Annotated in this window: 16 protein-coding genes and 2 pseudogenes; 9 read left to right on the top strand and 9 right to left on the bottom strand. The window is 63.7% G+C overall.

What is annotated here, in order from left to right; genetic code table 11:
- Positions 1-155: 155 nt before the first annotated feature.
- The 6 genes and pseudogenes from ACQK2M_RS03870 to ffh all read right to left on the bottom strand — a co-directional run bounded on the left by ACQK2M_RS03870 (position 156) and on the right by ffh (position 4,921).
- A pseudogene (locus tag ACQK2M_RS03870) lies at positions 156-559 on the bottom strand (VOC family protein).
- A complete protein-coding gene (gene zapE / locus ACQK2M_RS03865; protein ID WP_425416708.1) occupies positions 556-1,710 on the bottom strand; it encodes a cell division protein ZapE in 1,155 nt (384 codons plus the stop codon). Before zapE ends, ACQK2M_RS03870 begins: the two are co-directional and overlap by 4 nt.
- Positions 1,711-1,725: 15 nt before the next feature.
- The gene (locus tag ACQK2M_RS03860) at positions 1,726-2,292 is read right to left on the bottom strand and encodes an AprI/Inh family metalloprotease inhibitor (protein WP_425416707.1); all 567 of its coding nucleotides are present in this window, start codon (positions 2,290-2,292) and stop codon (positions 1,726-1,728) included.
- A 238-nt stretch (positions 2,293-2,530) separates the two neighbouring features.
- Complete coding sequence (rpsP, locus tag ACQK2M_RS03855; protein ID WP_425416706.1) at positions 2,531-2,983, bottom strand: 30S ribosomal protein S16; 453 nt, start codon at positions 2,981-2,983, stop codon at positions 2,531-2,533.
- 51 nt (positions 2,984-3,034) lie between these two features.
- A complete protein-coding gene (locus ACQK2M_RS03850) occupies positions 3,035-3,358 on the bottom strand; it encodes a chorismate mutase (protein ID WP_425416705.1) in 324 nt (107 codons plus the stop codon).
- A gap of 10 nt (positions 3,359-3,368) precedes the next feature.
- Positions 3,369-4,921 (bottom strand): annotated as a pseudogene (gene ffh, locus ACQK2M_RS03845) (signal recognition particle protein).
- A 274-nt stretch (positions 4,922-5,195) separates the two neighbouring features.
- Between ffh and ACQK2M_RS03840 the strand changes: the two are divergent.
- On the top strand, positions 5,196-6,233 hold the full coding sequence (locus ACQK2M_RS03840) for an MBL fold metallo-hydrolase (protein ID WP_425416704.1): 1,038 nt from the start codon (positions 5,196-5,198) through the stop codon (positions 6,231-6,233).
- A 148-nt stretch (positions 6,234-6,381) separates the two neighbouring features.
- Complete coding sequence (locus ACQK2M_RS03835) at positions 6,382-7,416, top strand: fatty acid desaturase (protein ID WP_425416703.1); 1,035 nt, start codon at positions 6,382-6,384, stop codon at positions 7,414-7,416.
- Position 7,417: 1 nt separating this feature from the next.
- Here ACQK2M_RS03835 and ACQK2M_RS03830 read toward each other — a convergent pair whose 3' ends face one another.
- Positions 7,418-8,611 carry a winged helix-turn-helix domain-containing protein gene (locus ACQK2M_RS03830; RefSeq protein WP_425416702.1) on the bottom strand — a complete coding sequence of 398 codons (1,194 nt, stop codon included), beginning with the start codon at positions 8,609-8,611 and terminating at the stop codon, positions 7,418-7,420.
- Positions 8,612-8,735: 124 nt separating this feature from the next.
- Here ACQK2M_RS03830 and dapF point away from each other — a divergent pair, with 124 nt between their 5' ends.
- The 3 genes from dapF to ftsY are packed head-to-tail and all read left to right on the top strand — an operon-like array spanning position 8,736 to position 12,606.
- Positions 8,736-9,629, top strand: coding sequence for a diaminopimelate epimerase (gene dapF / locus ACQK2M_RS03825; RefSeq protein ID WP_425416701.1), 894 nt, complete (start codon positions 8,736-8,738; stop codon positions 9,627-9,629).
- Complete coding sequence (gene mtaB / locus ACQK2M_RS03820) at positions 9,629-10,921, top strand: tRNA (N(6)-L-threonylcarbamoyladenosine(37)-C(2))-methylthiotransferase MtaB (protein WP_425416700.1); 1,293 nt, start codon at positions 9,629-9,631, stop codon at positions 10,919-10,921. The genes dapF and mtaB overlap by 1 nt, the downstream gene beginning before the upstream one ends.
- Before the next feature lie 14 nt (positions 10,922-10,935).
- Positions 10,936-12,606, top strand: coding sequence for a signal recognition particle-docking protein FtsY (gene ftsY / locus ACQK2M_RS03815; RefSeq protein WP_425416699.1), 1,671 nt, complete (start codon positions 10,936-10,938; stop codon positions 12,604-12,606).
- Between the two features lie 2 nt (positions 12,607-12,608).
- On the opposite strand, the gene ACQK2M_RS03810 is transcribed toward ftsY, so the two are convergent.
- A complete protein-coding gene (locus ACQK2M_RS03810; RefSeq protein WP_425416698.1) occupies positions 12,609-13,283 on the bottom strand; it encodes a hypothetical protein in 675 nt (224 codons plus the stop codon).
- 261 nt (positions 13,284-13,544) lie between these two features.
- On the opposite strand from ACQK2M_RS03810, the gene ACQK2M_RS03805 reads away from it, so the two are divergent.
- The 4 genes from ACQK2M_RS03805 (at position 13,545) to ACQK2M_RS03790 (ending at position 16,506) form a co-directional block, all read left to right on the top strand.
- Complete coding sequence (locus tag ACQK2M_RS03805; RefSeq protein WP_425416697.1) at positions 13,545-14,198, top strand: septation protein A; 654 nt, start codon at positions 13,545-13,547, stop codon at positions 14,196-14,198.
- Positions 14,199-14,317: 119 nt separating this feature from the next.
- Positions 14,318-14,995, top strand: coding sequence for an amino acid ABC transporter permease (locus ACQK2M_RS03800; protein ID WP_425416696.1), 678 nt, complete (start codon positions 14,318-14,320; stop codon positions 14,993-14,995).
- Complete coding sequence (locus ACQK2M_RS03795; RefSeq protein ID WP_425416695.1) at positions 14,992-15,687, top strand: amino acid ABC transporter permease; 696 nt, start codon at positions 14,992-14,994, stop codon at positions 15,685-15,687. Before ACQK2M_RS03800 ends, ACQK2M_RS03795 begins: the two co-directional genes overlap by 4 nt.
- A gap of 30 nt (positions 15,688-15,717) precedes the next feature.
- Positions 15,718-16,506 (top strand): transporter substrate-binding domain-containing protein, encoded by a 789-nt coding sequence (locus ACQK2M_RS03790; protein ID WP_425416694.1) that lies wholly within the window; start codon positions 15,718-15,720, stop codon positions 16,504-16,506.
- A 42-nt stretch (positions 16,507-16,548) separates the two neighbouring features.
- Here ACQK2M_RS03790 and ACQK2M_RS03785 read toward each other — a convergent pair whose 3' ends face one another.
- The gene (locus ACQK2M_RS03785; protein WP_425416693.1) at positions 16,549-17,766 is read right to left on the bottom strand and encodes an MFS transporter; all 1,218 of its coding nucleotides are present in this window, start codon (positions 17,764-17,766) and stop codon (positions 16,549-16,551) included.
- Positions 17,767-17,788: the final 22 nt, after the last annotated feature.

The raw sequence follows: 17,788 nt of genomic DNA, 5'->3' as shown, positions 1-17,788 counted from the left end.
ACCCTTGGTCGCACAAACCGCATTATCGGGAACGGACGTGACTCACTCCCGGAAAAAAATCAACTGAAACTTTCGTCATTAATGTTTTCAAACGTTTAGATAATTTAGGATTTACGTAAACGTAAGAATTATTTCCGAATTTTTCTCACATGGCGCTATTTTGAGCGACCCGGAACCGTGTGTTCAATCAAATCCCAACGGTTGCCGAAGGGATCGGCGAAGACGGCGACGATCCCGTAGGTCTCCTGGCGCGGTGCCTCCAGGAAGGATACACCGGCTTGTGTGAAGGCCTGATGATCACGGCCGAATCCTCCGTCTCAAGAAAGAAAGCCACTCGGCCGCCGGTCTGATTGCCGATCGCCGCCTGCTGCGCCAGGCCCTCGGCCCTTGCCAGCAGTAACGCCGCTCCGCCGCCCGCCGGCGCGACACGCACCCAGCGCTTCGTTTCCGACAATTTCGTGTCCTCGAGGAGTTCGAAACCGAGTGCGCCGCAATAGAACGCGATCGCGGTATCGTAGTCGGGCACCACGAGCGTAACCGCGGCCATGCGGCCGGTCATCCAGCCTTCCCCGCGCTGGCCACCCACTCCTCCGAGCGCATCTCGATCAGGCGCGAGGCCGTGCGGTCGAATTCGAACACCTCGACGCCGGTCTTCGCCTGGTAGAGTTCTTGCGGTTCGGCTTCCGCGGACACGACGATGCGGTTGCGATTGTCGTAGAGCGTGTCGATCAGGTTGATGAAGCGCTTGGCCTCGTCGCGCCGGCCTTCGCGCAGCACCGGGACGTTTTCCACGAACACCGTGTGATAATTGCGCGCGATCGCCATATAGTCGCGCGCGCCAAGCGGCTTTTCGCACAAATCGGCGAAGGAAAACCGCGCCGCGCCCATGGCGACCGCCGGAATGACAATCTCGCGGCCCTTCACCTCGATCATTTCGCGATGCGCTTCCACGCCGCCCGTCAGGCGGCCCCACACATCGTCCAGCGCCTTGTCGGCGCCATCGCCGAGCGGCGCGACATAGAGCTTGGAATTCGACAGCCGATCGAGCCTGTAATCCCGGTCGGCATCGAGACTCATGATCTGCGTGTGCTCCTTGAGCACATCGACGAAGGGCAGGAAAAGCGACCGGTTGAGGCCGTCGCGATACAAATCGTCGGGAGCCACATTGGAGGTGGCGACGAGGATGACGCCCTGCGCGAACAGCGCCGTGAACAGCCGCGACAGTATCATCGCGTCGGCGATATCCGTCACCGAGAACTCGTCGAAACACAGGACCCGCGCCTCACTGGCCACGTCCTTCGCAACCGGCCCGATGGGATCGTTCTCCTTGACCATTCCTTCCTTGAGCGCGGCGCGATGCGCGGCGATCCGGTCATGGATATCGGCCATGAAATCGTTGAAATGCGCACGCCGCTTGCGCTTGGCCGGACAGGCCGCGAAGAAGAAGTCCATCAGCATCGTCTTGCCGCGCCCGACGCTGCCGTGGACATAAACCCCCTTCACGACGCCCGGCTTCGGCGCGCTCTTGGCAAAAAGCCACCCGAGCGATGAGGATTTCGAGGCGAGACGCAGCGATCCGATTTCGTCGTTGAGAGCGTCGAACCGGCTGGCGAGCGCTTCCTGCGCGGGATCCGGATCGAGTTTGCCATCGGATGCGAGCGCATCGTAACGCGCCCGCACCGAATCTCCGGGATGTAGCTGGTCAGGCATCGGCGCCCGCCGCTCCTAGCGCGTGAGCGAGATCGCTGCGCCGCTGGTGGTCTGTCCGTTGAACGCGCCGGCGCCCGACGCGAACAGCGACGCCACCTTGTTGCCGTTGGAATCGCTAAGGACCACCTGCTGGCCCTGTACGTCCCAGGCCGCGACACTGGCCGCATCGCCGGGACAGCCGCGCGAGGCGGCGCGGAAACCGCCGGTCCATTTGGTGAGCGCCATGAACATCTGGCAGGACGAACCGGCGGTCGTGACTTTCCAGGCCCCGACGAGCGCTTCGCGCGTCACCGGCTGGGCGGTCGCAACCTCCTGAACGCTGGAATCGGGCGCATTGGGATCACCCGGCATACCGCCATTGGCGCCCGGCGCGTTGGGGAACTGCCCCTGCGCATTGGGATCGACACCCGGCTGCGACGGCGGCGGCAGCTGGCCTGACGTTACCGAGCCTCTGGGCGCGGGATCGAGCGGAGCCGGTTGCCCCTGGGTGGGGTAGGTCCCGAATCGCGAGCTCGTGCACCCGCTGACGGCAATAGCCGCGGCGACCAGACACACACCCGCGGCAAACGCAGATTTCTGCATTAATCTCTCCTGTTCGCCCGCGCTTGCGCCACGGGCAGATACGCCCTTCAGTCACCCAATAAAATGGCGAAATAAGGAAAACACAACCTTAACCGACCGGACGATTTCTTTTCTGCACAAACTGCTCCTTACAACCCGGCGGTCCCAAACTGAAACAGCGCCGGCCAGCTTTCCGTGCAGAAAACGAAAAAGCGGGCCGCAAAGCCCGCCTTCCCGAAACGGTGTCGCCTGTCGCGAATTACTCCGCGGCGGCTTCTTCCGGTGCAGCAGCCTCTTCGGCAGGCGCTTCCGCTGCGGCGGCTTTGGCTTCGGCGGCCTCGGCGGCAGCGGCTTCCGCGGCGGCCTTGGCTTCCTCTTCCTTCTGCGCCTTCATGGCGATGCGTTCCTGCGCGGCCTTGCCCGGCTTCGCCTTGTTCGGGTTGCTGCGCGCGTCGCGCTTCGCAAGGCCGGCCTCGTCGAGGAAGCGCAGGACACGGTCGGTCGGCTGCGCGCCGACTTCGAGCCAATGCTTGATGCGCTCCTCATTCAGCGTCACGCGCTTTGCTTCGCCGTCCTTGGGCAGCATCGGGTTCCACGACCCGACCTGTTCGATGAAGCGGCCGTCCCGGGGGCTGCGCACGTCGGCGATGACGACGTGGTAGTAGGGACGCTTCTTGGAGCCCGCGCGGGCCAGACGGATTTTCAGTGCCATGGTTTACTCCTGTAACAGCCTGTTCGTTCGTCTCTTGTTTTCATGCCGGCGCTAGCCGGCGTTATCCTCGGTCTTCGCCGCGATCGCCTCGTGATGGCGGATCACTTCGCGAATGATGAAGGCAAGGAATTTCTCTGCGAAATCGGGATCGAGATCGGCATCCTTCGCCAACTGGCGCAGCCGCTCGATCTGTCGCTTCTCGCGGTCCGGGTCCGACGGTGGAAGGCCATGCGTCGCCTTCATCTCGCCGACGGCTTTCGTGCAGCGAAAGCGCTCGGCCAGCGTATGGATCAGGATCGCATCGAAATTGTCGATCGAGCGCCGAAGATCCTTGAGGACTGACTGGGCCTGCTCCGCCGTGTTCACCGTTTCCATTTCCCCCGCCTCACTTCTTCTTCGGCAGGCCGGGCAATCCCGGTCCGCCGCCAAGGCCCGGAAGCCCGGAAGCGCCGAGGCCCGGAAGCTTGGGCATTCCGCCACCGCCGAGACCGGCGGCCTGCGCCTGCTTCTGCAGTTCCTCGAGTTCCTTCGGGCTCATCTTGGAAAGATCGGGCATGCCGCCCATCCCGCCCACGCCGCCGGGAAGGCCCATCTTGCCGGCGAGGCCGCCCATCATCTTGCCCATCATGCCGCCGCCCTTCTTGCCCTTCATGGACTTCATCATGTCGGCCATCTGACGGTGCATCTTCAGCAGCTTGTTGATGTCGGCGGCGCTGGTGCCCGAGCCGGCGGCAATGCGCTTCTTGCGGGAATGCTTCAGGAGATCCGGGTTGGACCGCTCCTTCGGCGTCATCGAAGAGATGATCGCGAGCTGGCGCTTGAAAACCTTGTCGTCGAGCCCGGCCGCAGCCATCTGGTCCTTCATTTTTCCCATGCCCGGCATCATGCCCATGATGCCGCCCATGCCGCCCATCTTGGACATTTGCTGAAGCTGGTCGGCGAGGTCGTTCAGGTCGAACTTGCCCGACTGCATCTTCTTCGCCATCGCCGCGCTTTTTCCGCGTCGATGGTCTCGGCGGCCTTTTCGACCAGCGAGACGATGTCGCCCATGCCGAGAATGCGGTCGGCGATGCGCTTGGGATGGAATTCCTCCAGCGCTTCCATCTTTTCGCCGGTACCGATCAGCTTGATCGGCTTTCCGGTGATGGCGCGCATCGAGAGCGCCGCGCCGCCGCGGCCGTCGCCGTCCATTCGGGTCAAGACGATACCGGTCAGCGCGATACGCTCGTCGAAGCTCTTGGCGAGATTGACCGCGTCCTGGCCGGTCAGCGAGTCGGCGACGAGCAGTGTCTCGTGCGGATTGGAGGCCTTCGCCACGTCCGCCATCTCGACCATCATCGGCTCGTCGATATGGGTCCGGCCGGCCGTGTCGAGGATGACGACGTCATGGCCGCCGAGCTTGCCCGCCTGCACCGCGCGTTTCGCGATATCGACCGGGCCCTGACCCTCGATGATCGGCAGGGTGGCGATGCCGGTCTGTTCGCCGATCTGGCGCAACTGCTCCTGCGCGGCGGGACGCCGCGTGTCGAGCGAGGCCATCAGGACTTTCTTGCCCTGTCGTTCGCTCAGCCGCTTCGCGATCTTGCCGGTCGTGGTCGTCTTGCCGGAGCCCTGCAGGCCAGCCATCATGATGACGACGGGCGCCGGGGCGTTGAGGTCGATCACCTCGCCTTCCGAACCCAGCATCTCGACAAGCTCGTCATGGACGATCTTGACGACCATCTGGCCGGGCTTGACGCTTTTCAGCAGGTCGGCCCCGACCGCTTTCTCGCGCACCCGGTCGGTGAAGCCGCGCACGACTTCCAGCGCCACGTCCGCCTCGATGAGCGCACGGCGCACCTCGCGCAACGCCGCGGAGACATCTTTCTCCGACAGCGCGCCGCGTCCGGTCAGGTTACTCAGGATCGAACCGAGGCGGTCCTGAAGCGATTCAAACATGCGTTTCTCCACTTCCGGTCTTTTCCGGAAGGTAGGTGTCCGTTGCGCCGCGCAAACCCCAAAGCCAAAAAGCACCCGGGGGCGCATCGCGCTGCCGGGTGTTGACCTCCGGGATCTCTTTATACCTTTGCGGGTCCCGGTCGGTGGCTCGGAGTTGTCACTCGTCGCTAGTCGCGCGGGCTATGGCGGAAAAGGGGGAGCGAGTCAAGGTCGCGACGTGCTCAACGCGCCGTCACAGGCTTGCAATTGCGGCCGAACCGTCCACTTTGCTCAGATGGACCAGCAATCGCCATCAAAGCCCCTCCGCGCCTCGAAACGCGAATCCGCCAACCGCTACTACAGCGGCCCCGTCACCGACCATTTCGACGGTACGGTTTTCTTCAATCCCGGCGGGACCCCGCCACCGGGTTTTCTCCAGGTGCTGCGCTGGCGCTTCGCGGGCGGCAAAACGTCCTGGCCGAAAACCTATGCGAGCCCGCATGACGATCATCATCCGGAGGAGCGCGTCGAGGGAACCGGTCTGCGCATCACCATGATCGGCCATGCGAGCATACTCCTGCAAACCGCCGGGCTGAACATGCTCTTCGATCCGGTTTTCGCCGAGCGCGCGAGCCCGGTTCAATGGTTCGGCCCGAAGCGGCGCAATCCGCCGGGCGTGCGCTTCGAGAAACTGCCGAAAATCGACGCCGTTCTCATCAGCCACAATCACTACGACCACCTTGATCTCGCGGCGCTGCAACGCCTCGCCCGGAAACACGACCCGATTTTCGTGACACCGCTCGGCAATGACGCGATCATCGGCAACGCCGTCGATCGGGAACGGATCGTCACCGGCGACTGGGGCGACACGGCCTCTCTCTCACCGGATGTCACGGCCCATTTCGAGCCGATCCATCATTGGTCGGCGCGCGGTGGAACCGACCGGCGCATGGCGCTCTGGGCCGGCTTCGTCATCGAGGCACCGGGCGGCAAGGTCTACCATGTCGGCGACACCGGGTTTCACGATGGCATCAACTATCGCGCGGCCGCCGAAAAACACGGGCCCTTCCGCCTCGCCATTCTGCCGATCGGGGCCTACGAACCGCGCTGGTTCATGACACCCCAGCATCAAAGTCCCGACGAAGCCGTGCGCGGCCACACGCTTTGCCGCGCGGCGCATACCGCCGGCCATCACTGGGGCACATTCAACCTGACCGACGAGGGAATCGAGGACCCGCTGACCGCGCTCGACGAGGCACTTGCGAAGCATGGAGTCGCGCCGGACGTGTTCCGCCCGCTCAAACCCGGCGAAACGTGGGACGTGCCGCTATAGGGCCGGCGCGCGCTTTACCGCGAGACGCTCCAGATCGTCGCATGACGGATTATTGCTGGTATTCGGGATCGAATTCCCCCATTTGAAAAGCAAGGGATCGTGCTCGCTACCGCGTATCCGCCGTGAAATCAGAACCGGAAGCCTACACGTGTCTCAAACCGATCACCCCTCCGCGACGAAAGACGCCCGTACCTGGGCGAAGACCATCGCCGCCTACAGCCAGCCGTCAAATGCGCGCGGCAGCCTCGAATTCGCGCTCTCGCTTGTACCGTTCGCCCTGATATGGGCAGCGATGGCCCTCCTGATCAGCCACGGCTACTGGGCCGGCCTGATCCTCGCCTTGCCGGCTGCCGGTTTCCTCCTGCGCCTGTTCATGATCCAGCACGATTGCGGCCATGGCGCCTGCTTCCGCAGCACCCGGGCCAATGACTGGGTCGGGCGGACCGTCGGCGTGGTGACCCTGACGCCCTATTCCAACTGGAAGCGCTCCCATGCGTTGCACCATGCGGGTTCAGGCTGCCTCGATCATCGCGGATTTGGCGAGATCGCCACGCTGACCGTCGAGGAGTACAAAGCCCTGTCGACCTGGGAAAAATTCAAATATCGGCTTTACCGGCATCCGCTCGTCCTGTTCGGCATCGGCCCGGCCTATCTCTTCATTCTCGACCATCGTCTCCCGCTGGGATCGATGCGCCGCGGCTGGCAGCCCTGGATCTCGACCATGGGCACCAATCTGGCGCTCGCCGCGCTCGTGGCCGCCCTGATCTGGCTTGTCGGCTGGAAGGTCTTCCTTGTCGTGCAACTGCCGATCACCCTGCTCGCGGCAACCGCCGGCGTATGGCTGTTCTTCGTGCAGCACCAGTTCGAGGAAACGAGCTGGGAGCGGCTTCCCGCCTGGCAGCGCCAGCACGCGGCGCTGCACGGTTCCTCGCATTACGACCTGCCGCAGCCGCTTCGCTGGTTCACCGCCAATATCGGCGTCCACCACGTCCATCACCTGTCGGCGCGCATCCCCTTCTACCGTCTCGGCCGGGTGCTGCGCGACCATCCGGAACTGCGCAAGATCAACCGGATGACGCTGCTCGACAGCCTCAAGACGATCCCGTTGGCGCTCTGGGACGAAACGCAGAGCCGCATGATCTCGTTTCGCGAATACCGCCGGACGCAGGCGATAGCTGCCTGAATCAGGCCGTCGCGATCCAGTCGCGGGCGAATTCAAGACCTTCAACGCCCGCGAAACGCCTGACTCGATCCAGTTCAGCCTCGAGTTCCGTTAGGAACGCTTTCGACAGCCGAACACCCTTTTCCGGCCAGAACCGCTTCACCGCCAGCACGTCGGCATTGCGATCGGCCTTCATGTCGATACGTCCGACGATGCGGTCGCCCCGCATGATCGGGAAGACGTAGTAGCCATAGACCCGCTTCGGCTCGGGCACGAAGATTTCGATGCGATAGGAAAAGCCGAACAGGCGCTCGGCGCGTTTGCGGTCTCGCAGCGCCGGATCGAAGGGGCTGAGCACGCGCACACGGCCCGGCGGCTCCGGCGGATTGTCCAGAAGGCGCGGATAATCCTTGAAACGCAGGCAGGCGCGCGGCTTCGAGCCATCGGCGCTTTCGACCAGAACCGTTTCCAGTTCGTCATCGTACTCCGCGATCCAGGCGGCCACCTCGTCGGGCTTCAGCAGGTCCCAGAAGGCCGCGATCTCTCCGCGCGTGGCAAAGCCCAGCCGCGAGAGCGCCGAGCGACAGGCCCAATCGACAAAGGTATCGTGCTCCACCTCGGCGCGGTGGCAATGGTCCGGGATGACCCGTTCCGTTAGATCATAGACCTTCTGGAAACCGTCTCGCCGGGCAATGACCAGCTTTCCGGTCCGCCACAGATATTCCAGCGCCGTCTTCGACGGATGCCAGTTCCACCAGCCCGTCGATGGCTTGTCGCCCTCGAAATCGCGCGTCATGACCGGCCCGTCGCGCGCGACCCGGTCCAGGATGCCGTCACATTCGTGCAGGAAGCGAGACCCCTGCCAGCTCTCGTATTTCGCCTGCAGCCGCGCTTCCTCGCGGGCAAAGCGGTGCCGCCAGTAGCAGAAGAACTCCGACGGGATGATCGACGCGTCGTGGGTCCAGTTCTCGAAGAGATGGCAGTCGCGTTCGACCAGATGTTTCAGGTTCTTCTCGCGATAGGTGGCATTGCGCGAAAACAGGATCTGGTGATGCGCGCGGGCCACCGTGTTGATCGAATCGACCTGCACGAAACCAAGCCGGCGGATCGTTTCCATGAGATCACCGCGCGATTGCCCCTTGTGCGGCGGGTCCGAAAGCCCCTGCAGCGCGAGGAAGGCGCGACGGGCGGTTTTGTTGTCGATCGTGGCGGTCATTGGCGGCGCAGAGACTGCGTTGGAACCGGTTGCGAAAGCAAGCCGCTTCGCGAACGCTCCTGACACTGGTTTTTTAACGTCCGATCCGCCATATAGGCCCGGAAACAAGGGAAAACCGGACGAAATGGCGCTCGACGTTCCGTTTGCGAAAATGAATGGGCTTGGAAACCTGATCATCGTGGCCGACATGCGCGGCCGCGACGGGACGATTGCGCCCGAGGCGGCCGTGGCGCTGAATGCCGATCCGGCGACCCGATTCGACCAGATCATGGCGATCCACGATCCGCGCATCGACGGCACGGACAACTACATCGACATCCTCAACTCCGACGGTTCCCGCGCCCAGGCCTGCGGCAACGGCACGCGCTGCGTCGTGCAGGCGCTGGCCGCCGAAACCGGCAAGGCCGTCTACACGTTCCAGACGCCTGCCGGCATTCTCAACGCCGAGGAGCATGAGGACGGGACGATTTCCGTCGATATGGGCCGCCCGCGTTTCCGGTGGGACGAGATCCCGCTGGAGGAGGAATTCCACGACACGACCGGCATCGAGTTGCAGATCGGGCCGATCGACGCGCCGGTGCTGCACACGCCATCGGTTGCCAGCATCGGCAATCCGCATGCGGTCTTCTGGGTTGACGGCGATGTCTGGTCCTACGACCTGGAACGGTTCGGGCCGTTGCTGGAAAATCATCCGATCTTCCCGGAAAAGGCCAACATCACCATCGCCCAGGTGGTTTCGCGCGATCACGTCATCATCCGCACATGGGAACGCGGCGCCGGCCTGACCGAGGCTTGCGGCTCCGCCGCCTGCGCCACGCTCGTCTGCGCGGCGCGCATCGGCAAGACCGAGCGCAAGGCGACCGTGACGCCGCCCGGCGGCGACCTTTTGATCGAATGGCGCGACGATGACCGGATCATCATGACCGGACCCGCGGAATGGGAATTCTCCGGCCATCTCGACGCCGCCACCGGCGCATGGGCGCGCGACACGGACACGCCGGCACAAGAGGCGATGTAATGGCGGTCGACATCGTCACATTCGGCTGCCGGCTGAACACCTATGAATCCGAGGTCATGCGCCGCGAGACCGAGGCGGCCGGCCTCGGGCAACTGGAAAACGGCGCCATCGTCTTCAACACCTGTGCGGTCACCGGCGAGGCCGTCCGCCAGGCAAGGCAGGCGATCCGCAAGGCGCGCCGGGAAAATCCGGATACCCGCATCATCGTCACAGGCTGCGCGGCCCAGACCGAGCCGGGATCCTTCGGCGAGATGGAGGAAGTCGACCTCGTCATCGGCAATGACGACAAGCTCAAGGCGCAGAGCTACCGCGCCCTGCCGGAATTCGGCGTCAACCAGTTCGAGAAGGTGCGCGTCAACGACATTTTCGAGGTCACCGAGACGGCGTCGCACATGGTCGATGCCATCGAGGGCCGAGCGCGCGCTTTCGTGCAGGTCCAGAATGGCTGCGACCACCGCTGCACCTTCTGCATCATCCCCTACGGACGCGGCAATTCGCGCTCCGTGCCGATGGGTGCTGCCGTCGACCAGGTGAAGCGGCTGGCCGAGAACGGCTATCGCGAGGTCGTGCTCACCGGCGTCGACCTGACGAGCTACGGCCCCGACCTGCCCGGCAAGCCGACGCTCGGCCGCCTGGTCGGCTCGATCCTGCGCGAGGTGCCGGAACTCGACCGGCTGCGCCTCTCCTCGATCGATTCCATCGAGGCCGACGACGACCTGATGGAAGCGATCGCCAACGAGCCGCGCCTGATGCCGCATTTCCACCTGTCGCTGCAGCATGGCGACAACCTGATTCTCAAGCGCATGAAGCGCCGCCACGCCCGCGAGGACTCGATTGCCTTTTGCGAAGAGGTTCGCCGCCTGCGCCCCGATGCCGCCTTCGGCGCCGACATCATCGCCGGCTTTCCGACCGAAACGGACGCGCATTTCGCGAATTCGCTGAAGATCGTCGAGGAATGCGGCCTTGCCCATCTCCACGTCTTTCCGTTTTCCCCGCGCGAGGGAACGCCCGCGGCCCGCATGCCACAAGTGCCGCGCGAGATCGTCAAGGCACGTGCCAAGCAACTGCGCGAAGCCGCCGATGCCGCGTGGCTGCGCCACATGGACGGACTGATCGGCACGCGGCAGGACGTCCTGATCGAGCGCGAAACGCTCGGCCGGGCGGCTGACTTCTCGCTGGTCGAGGTCGGCGCGACCCATGCGCAGCCCGGCGATATCGTCCCGGTCGTCATCGACGGGCATGACGGAGCGAAACTCACGGCGAAACCCGCTTTCGCGGTTGCGGCCGAGTAAGTATAGTCCGCGCCATGGCTCTAGGATTCGTCAAGAAAATCTTCTCCTTCGGCAGGAAGACCGTCGAGGACGTTCCCGCGGAAGACACTGCGGAAAAAACACCCGAAACGACCATCGCCGAAACCGCGCCCGATAGCGTGATCGCCGCCGGTGGCGAGCCGGATATTCCGCCGATACCGCCGGAGCAGCCGCAACCACCGCAACCATCCGAGGAACCGGCGCCGGACGCGCCGCCCGAGACGCCGCCATCGGAGGAACCCGTTCCCGGAGAATGGCCCGAGGAATTGCCGCCGGGCCCGGAAACGCCGGAGCCCGATCACGGACCCGACATCTCGCCGCCGGATTCTCCGCCGGAAGCGCCACCCGTCCATGAGCCCGTCTACGAACCGCCGAACGAGGTTCCATCGGAGCCCAATGAGGTTCCGTCCTACACGCCGTCAGAGATTCCGCCGGGCAGTTTCCCGGCGGAATTCACATCTGCCGAAGCGAAATCACCGGAACCGGCAAGCGAACCCGCGCCGGAGCCCGCGATTTCCGAAACGGTCGAGCCTGAGCCTGAGCCTGAGCCTGAGCCTGAGCCTGAGCCTGAGCCTGAGCCTGAGCCTGAGCCTGAGCCTGAGCCTGAGCCTGAGCCTGAAACGGCATCCGAAAACGAAGCCGATGTCGAGCCTGCCGCTGATGCGCCCCCGACCGAACCGGCGGGCAAGGTGCTCATCGGCGAGGAACGTGCTCCCGTCGCGGCAGCCGCCCCCGCAGAGCCCGAGCGCCGCAACTGGCTGAACCGCCTCACGTCGGGCCTGTCGCGATCTTCACGCCAGCTTTCCGATTCCATTTCCGGCATTTTCACGCGGCGCAAGCTCGACGAGGACACGCTGGAGGAACTGGAAGACGTCCTCCTGCAGGCCGATCTCGGCCTGGAAACGGCAATGCGCATCACCGACACGCTGGCCTCGGGCCGCTATGGACGCGAGGTCTCGGACGAGGAAGTCCGCACCATCATGGCGGAAGAGGTCGCCAAGGTGCTCGACCCGGTCGCCGTCCCGCTGGAACTCGACCTCTCCTACAAGCCGCATGTTATCCTGGTCGTCGGCGTCAACGGCACCGGCAAGACCACGACCATCGGCAAGCTCGCCGCCAAGCTGCGCGACGCCGGCCTCAAGGTGACGCTGGGCGCGGGCGACACATTCCGCGCGGCCGCCATCGAACAGCTCAAGATCTGGGCCGACCGGACGGGCTCGACCTTCGTCGGCACGAAGCTCGGCGCGGATGCGGCCGGCCTCGCATGGGACGCCTTCAAGACGGCGCAGGACAATGGCTCGGACGTTGTCATCATCGACACAGCCGGGCGCCTGCAGAACAAGGCCGAACTTATGGACGAACTGGCCAAGATCGTCCGCGTGCTCCAGAAACACGATCCCGAAGCCCCGCACACCGTTCTGCAGACACTCGACGCGACCACGGGTCAAAACGCGCTCAATCAGGTCGAGATTTTCCGCAACGTCGCGGGCGTGAACGGCCTCGTCATGACGAAACTCGACGGCACGGCGCGCGGCGGCATCCTCGTCGCCATCTCGGCGAAATACAAACTGCCGGTCTATTTCATCGGCGTCGGCGAAAGCGTCGACGATCTCGAACCGTTCCGCGCGAAGGATTTCGCCGCCGCGATCGCTGGCGTGGCCGCCTGACGCTATTCGGCCGAGGCAAGTTCCCGCGGCTTCAGCACGTCGCTCACCGCATTGACCGCCTCGATCCACAGTCCGGCATCGGCGGTGAGGCTGTCGCCATAGGGCGTCGCGAAACTCAAGACGTGCAGCTTCGAGTCGCCGTCGTAATAGCTGATCTCGTGCTCGGAAATATCGAGATACCCGTCCTTGTTCGTGTCCTGCGCCGTGCGCCGGCCCTTGATGCGCGCCTTTCCGATCGAGCAGTCCAGCGGGTCGGCCGCATGGTCGATATCGCAGAAGGTGAAAAACCGGCGGATGCTGAAGCGCCCCTCGGGAAGAGGACCGCTCGAAATCTTCACCGTCTCGCTGCGTTCGAACACCGTGATGTGCGCGTGGTCCTCGACATGCGCCGCCATCAGTCGGTTCAGCGGTCCGGTGTGACGAATCTCGAAGAGCTTGTCGTCGCGAACGCCGAGATTTTCCTGGCCGCCATCGACGCCGAGTGTCCAGACAAGCGCCGCATGCGCCCTGGCACCGCAGCGAAGCGTGCCGGAAACGATGCCCTCCGGCAGCATGTCGAGCGTCGCCGCCGGCTCCGGCCCGCTCGCACCGTTCGGACGGAACTCGCAGGCAAATGCCCCGCTCGCGGCGAGGCATAGAAAGACTGACAGGACTGACTTGATCAACGGATTCGGCATGTCGCGCTCCTTGCATTGAGCGAAGCGCGCGGGAGGCGGGCCTCGCTAGACGGCCGTGTCCTCCCGGTTCGTGATGCTGCTACGAAAGTAGCATCGCCAACCGAGTGTGAGCCCGATTCGTTGACGAATGATTAAGCATAACACCAGTTTTTGCTGCACTGCAACATAATCCGCCGGTCCGGCTTTTCGCGCTTCGCACTGGCAAATCGCGATTCAATCGCCTAGGTGAAAGCGAACGGCCCCATTCGAAGCGGATACCCCATGACAAAGCCGGTTTTCGAGCGCGACCCCGCCGATCCCGAACGCGAAAAGATCAATCCCCTCCTCAAGCTGGCTCTGGAACTCGGGCCGCTGGTCGTGTTCTTCTTCGGCAATTCGCGCGGCGGATGGCTGGCCGAGCGCTTCCCGGCGCTGGCCGACATCGGCGGTCCGATCTTCATCGCCACCGCTCTGTTCATGGCCGCCACGGTGGTCGCTCTCATCGTGTCCTGGGTACTGACCCGGACCCTGCCGATCATGCCGCTCGTCTCCGGCGTCGTGGTCGTCGTCTTCGGCGGGCTGACGCTCTGGCTGCAGGACGAAGTCTTCATCAAGCTGAAGCCGACCATCATCAACACGATGTTCGGGGCGATCCTGCTCGGCGGCCTCGTCTTCTTCAAGACGTCGCTTCTGCGCTACGTCTTCGACAGCGCCTTCAAGATCGATGCCGAAGGCTGGAACAAGCTGACCCTTCGCTGGGGCCTCTATTTCCTTGCCATGGCCGCGGTCAACGAGGTCATCTGGCGCAATTTCTCGACCGATTTCTGGGTCGCCTTCAAGGTCTGGGGCTTCACCCCGCTGGCGATCATCTTCACCATGGCGCAGATGCCGCTGATCAACCGCCATTCGCTGGACGAAAATCCCGACGAAGCCTGATTTCGGCCAGATGCTCAAAAAATGAGCGTCCTTCCGCCTGAACTCGCATAATTTTACAACTTGCGGCGGCCAGTTGCGGCATTTCGCCGCTTGGCACGGAACCTGCCTGATCAAGGGGCATGGAATTCCGGTTCTTCGAGATCTACCGAAATGCCGAATATCTTGAGCTGCTGCTCGAGGGCACGTTGCGCAGCGCGCTGCTGTCGGCAGGGGCCGGGCTGATCGGTCTCACTATCGCGATCCTCCTCTCCGCCTCGCGCTATTTTCACGTGCCGGTGCTGGCGCAAGTTTCCGCCGCCTTTGTCGAATTCATCCGCAACACCCCGCTGATCGTGCAGCTCTTCTTCGTCGCCTTCGGCCTGCCGATGTTGTTCGGCTACCAGTGGAACTTCACCGCGCATGCCCTGCTCGCGCTGACGATCAACTTCTCCGCCTATTTCGCCGAAATCCTGCGCGCGGGCTACGGCTCGGTGCCGGACGGGCAAATCGAGGCGGCCACCGCACTCGGCGTGCGTAAGCGGTTGATCTTCATCAAGATCGTGCTACCGCAGGCGATCGGGAAAATGTACGCCTCGCTCAACAGCCAGTTCATCTTCCTGTTCCTGACCACCGGCATCATCTCCGAGATCGGCGTCCGCGACCTCACCTATGCCGGGCTCTATATCGACAGCCGGACCTTCCGGTCCTTCGAGGTCTTCATCGTCCTGACGGTAATCTACCTGCTGACGGCCTTCGCCTTCAAAGGCCTGCTCAACCTGCTCTACCGCACGATGTTCAAATGGCGGGCCACCGCATGAAGGATCTGTTCGCGGAAATCTTCGGGAAGCCCTTCGGCATCGTCCTCTACCAGTTGCTTGATGCGACCCAGTTCACGATCTACCTCGCGCTGATTGCCTTTCTGGGCGGCGGGCTGGTCGCGCTGGCAATCACCATTCTGCGCGTCGCGCCCTCGAAGAATGCCAAGCGCGTCTCGGCGGCATACACCTGGGTCTTCCAGTCCGTGCCGCTGCTCATGCTCCTGTTCCTGCTCGGGCTGGGCGTACCGCGCCTGACTGGCTCGAACATCAATCCGTGGATCGCCGCCTCCTGCGCGCTGACGCTCTATACGAGCGCCTATCTCGCCGATGTCTGGCGCGGCGCGATCGAGAGCGTCCCGCGCGGGCAATGGGAAGGCGCCGCCGCGCTCGGGCTGCGTTTCATTCCCGTTTTGCGCCTCGTCATCATGCCCCAGGCCGTGCGCTTCGCTCTCGCGCCGACTGTCGGCTTCATGGTCCAGATCATCAAGGGCACGTCGCTCGCCTACATCATCGGCTTCCACGACCTGATGAACACCGGAAAGCGCTGGGCCAACGCCCCGGAGCCCTTCGTCATCTTCCCGCTGATGGCCCTCATCTATTTCGCCCTCTGCTACCCGCTGTCGCTCTATTCGCGCCATCTCGAAAAGCGTCTCGGCGGCGTGCGCGGCAGGGTGGTCAAACCAGCGGCCTGACCCGTTTCACCCAGAAGAAAGGAAATCGACATGCTGAAAAGACTGATGAAGACCGCAATCGCGGCGCTGTTGCCCGCCCTGATCGTCGCCGTGCCCGCAAAGGCGGAGCTTTCCGACATCCTCTCGGCCGGCACGATCAAGATCGCCATTCCCGAGAACTTTCCGCCCTTCGGTTCGCTCGGAGCCGAAGGCGACTATGTCGGCTATGACGTCGATGTCGCCAACCTGATCGCCGCCGATCTCGGCGTGGAGATCGAGCTTGTTCCGGTGACCTCGAAGCAACGTATTCCGTTCCTCGAAACCGACCGGGTCGACCTCGTCATCTCCTCGATGGGCGCCAATCCGGAACGCGCCAAGTCGATCTGGTTCTCCAGCGCCTATGCGCCCTTCTTCTCCGGCGCATTCGCCTCGTCGGACAAGGCGATCTCCTCCGTGGAAGAGCTCTCGGGATTCAAGGTCGGCGTGACCGGCGGCACGCTGGAAGACCTCGAACTGACCGAGAAGGGACCGGAAGGCATCGAGATCATCCGCTTCGGCGATAACGCGGCAAACCTCGCCGCCTATGTCTCCGGCCAGACCGATGTCATCGTGACCGGCAACACCGTCGCCGCCCAGCTTGCGGCCGACAATCCGGACCTCGATGTCGAGACCAAGTTCATCATCAAGGAATCGCCGGCCTTCATCGGTGTGAAGAAGGGCAATGTCGATCTTCTCCAGTGGGTAAATGTCTTCATCCTGCACAAGAAGCTTGGCGGCGATCTGAACAGCCTCTCCGAAAAATGGCTCGGCCAGGAACTGCCGGATCTCCCCGCGCTCTGACGCTCGATCGTTCCGGCTGCCCGCCTCGCGCGGGCGGCCGCTTCAGGCCCGCGCCCGCGCCTGTCCGCTTCGGCTGTCCATCGCCAGCAATGCCGTGACGCCCGCCAACGCCAGCATCCCCCCGATAACCGCCGTTCCCGCATAGGACGTCACCGCCGTACCGACGGCGAAGGCGATCGCGGCGACCATCTGCCCGACGAAATTCGATGCCGCCATCAGCGCGGCGCCGGCCCCGGGCCGCGCCGACATCAGGTCCTGCAGATAGGAGATCGAGACAGACAGGATCACCGCCGCGCCGAGCGCCGCCGGAACGACCAGAAAGTAGGCGACGGCCATCGACGTCATCGAGGCGAACAGGAACAGGAAGCCCGCATAGATCGTCCCGCCCAGCGCGATCAGCCGTGGCTTCGACAGGCGCCTCAGGGCGATCCCGCACATCAGCATGAAGGGGATTTCGAGCAGTGCGATCGCGCCGTGAAACCGCCCGACATCGGCCGTCTCGCCGCCGATTTCCCTGACGATCAGAAGCCCGAACAGGACCATATAGAGCTGGTTGGAACCGGTGATGAACCCGACGGCCAGCATCCGAGCGAGGATCGACGGCGCCAGCATTTCCTTCAGGGCCGCGATGATACCGAGCCCCGATCTCGTGTCCTCCAGCGCGCCGGCCGCACCCGCCGGCCAGAATATCGCGACCAGCGCGAAGCATATGACCGTCGCCAAACCCGCCGAAATGTAGATGTCGGTCAGGTCCGCACCGCTGGCCAGCGCCATCGACCACAGCGGCGGCGTGATGACGAAAGCCAGCGAAAAGCTCGCGCGCACGACGCCGAAAATCTCGTCGTAACTGTCGGGTGCGCGCGTGCGCACCGCGATGCGGGCAAGCGCGAAGAGCTGGCTGAAGGCCGTCCCCCCGAGCGGAATCAGCGTCATGTGCGCGACCGCGAAAACCAGCGGAGATTTCGCCGCGAAGACGAGGAAATACCCGACGGCCGCAATCGCGAATGTCAGAACGAGCAACTTGCGGCGATTGGCGCGCTGGTCGGAAACGATGCCGATCACGATCGATGCCGACACGGTGACGAGCGATGCGACGAAAAGGATGCTCGAATAGGTCGCGTCGGCAAGGCCAAACCGCTCGACCCCCACCAGAGAGGCAAAAGGCATGACCGAAGAGACCGCCACCCCGACAAGGAACAGGCCGGCCAGGATCAGCCGCAGCAGCGGATCGCGAAGCACAAGCGCAAGGGATGAAAACACTGCGGGACAACTCCGGTGAGCT

The sequence above is a fragment of the Oricola indica genome (genome assembly GCF_965227485.1).
Taxonomy (GTDB): Bacteria; Pseudomonadota; Alphaproteobacteria; order Rhizobiales; family Rhizobiaceae; genus Oricola; species Oricola indica.
Note: the sequence above shows the minus strand (reverse complement) of the source record. Positions and strands in the feature narration are given on the sequence as shown.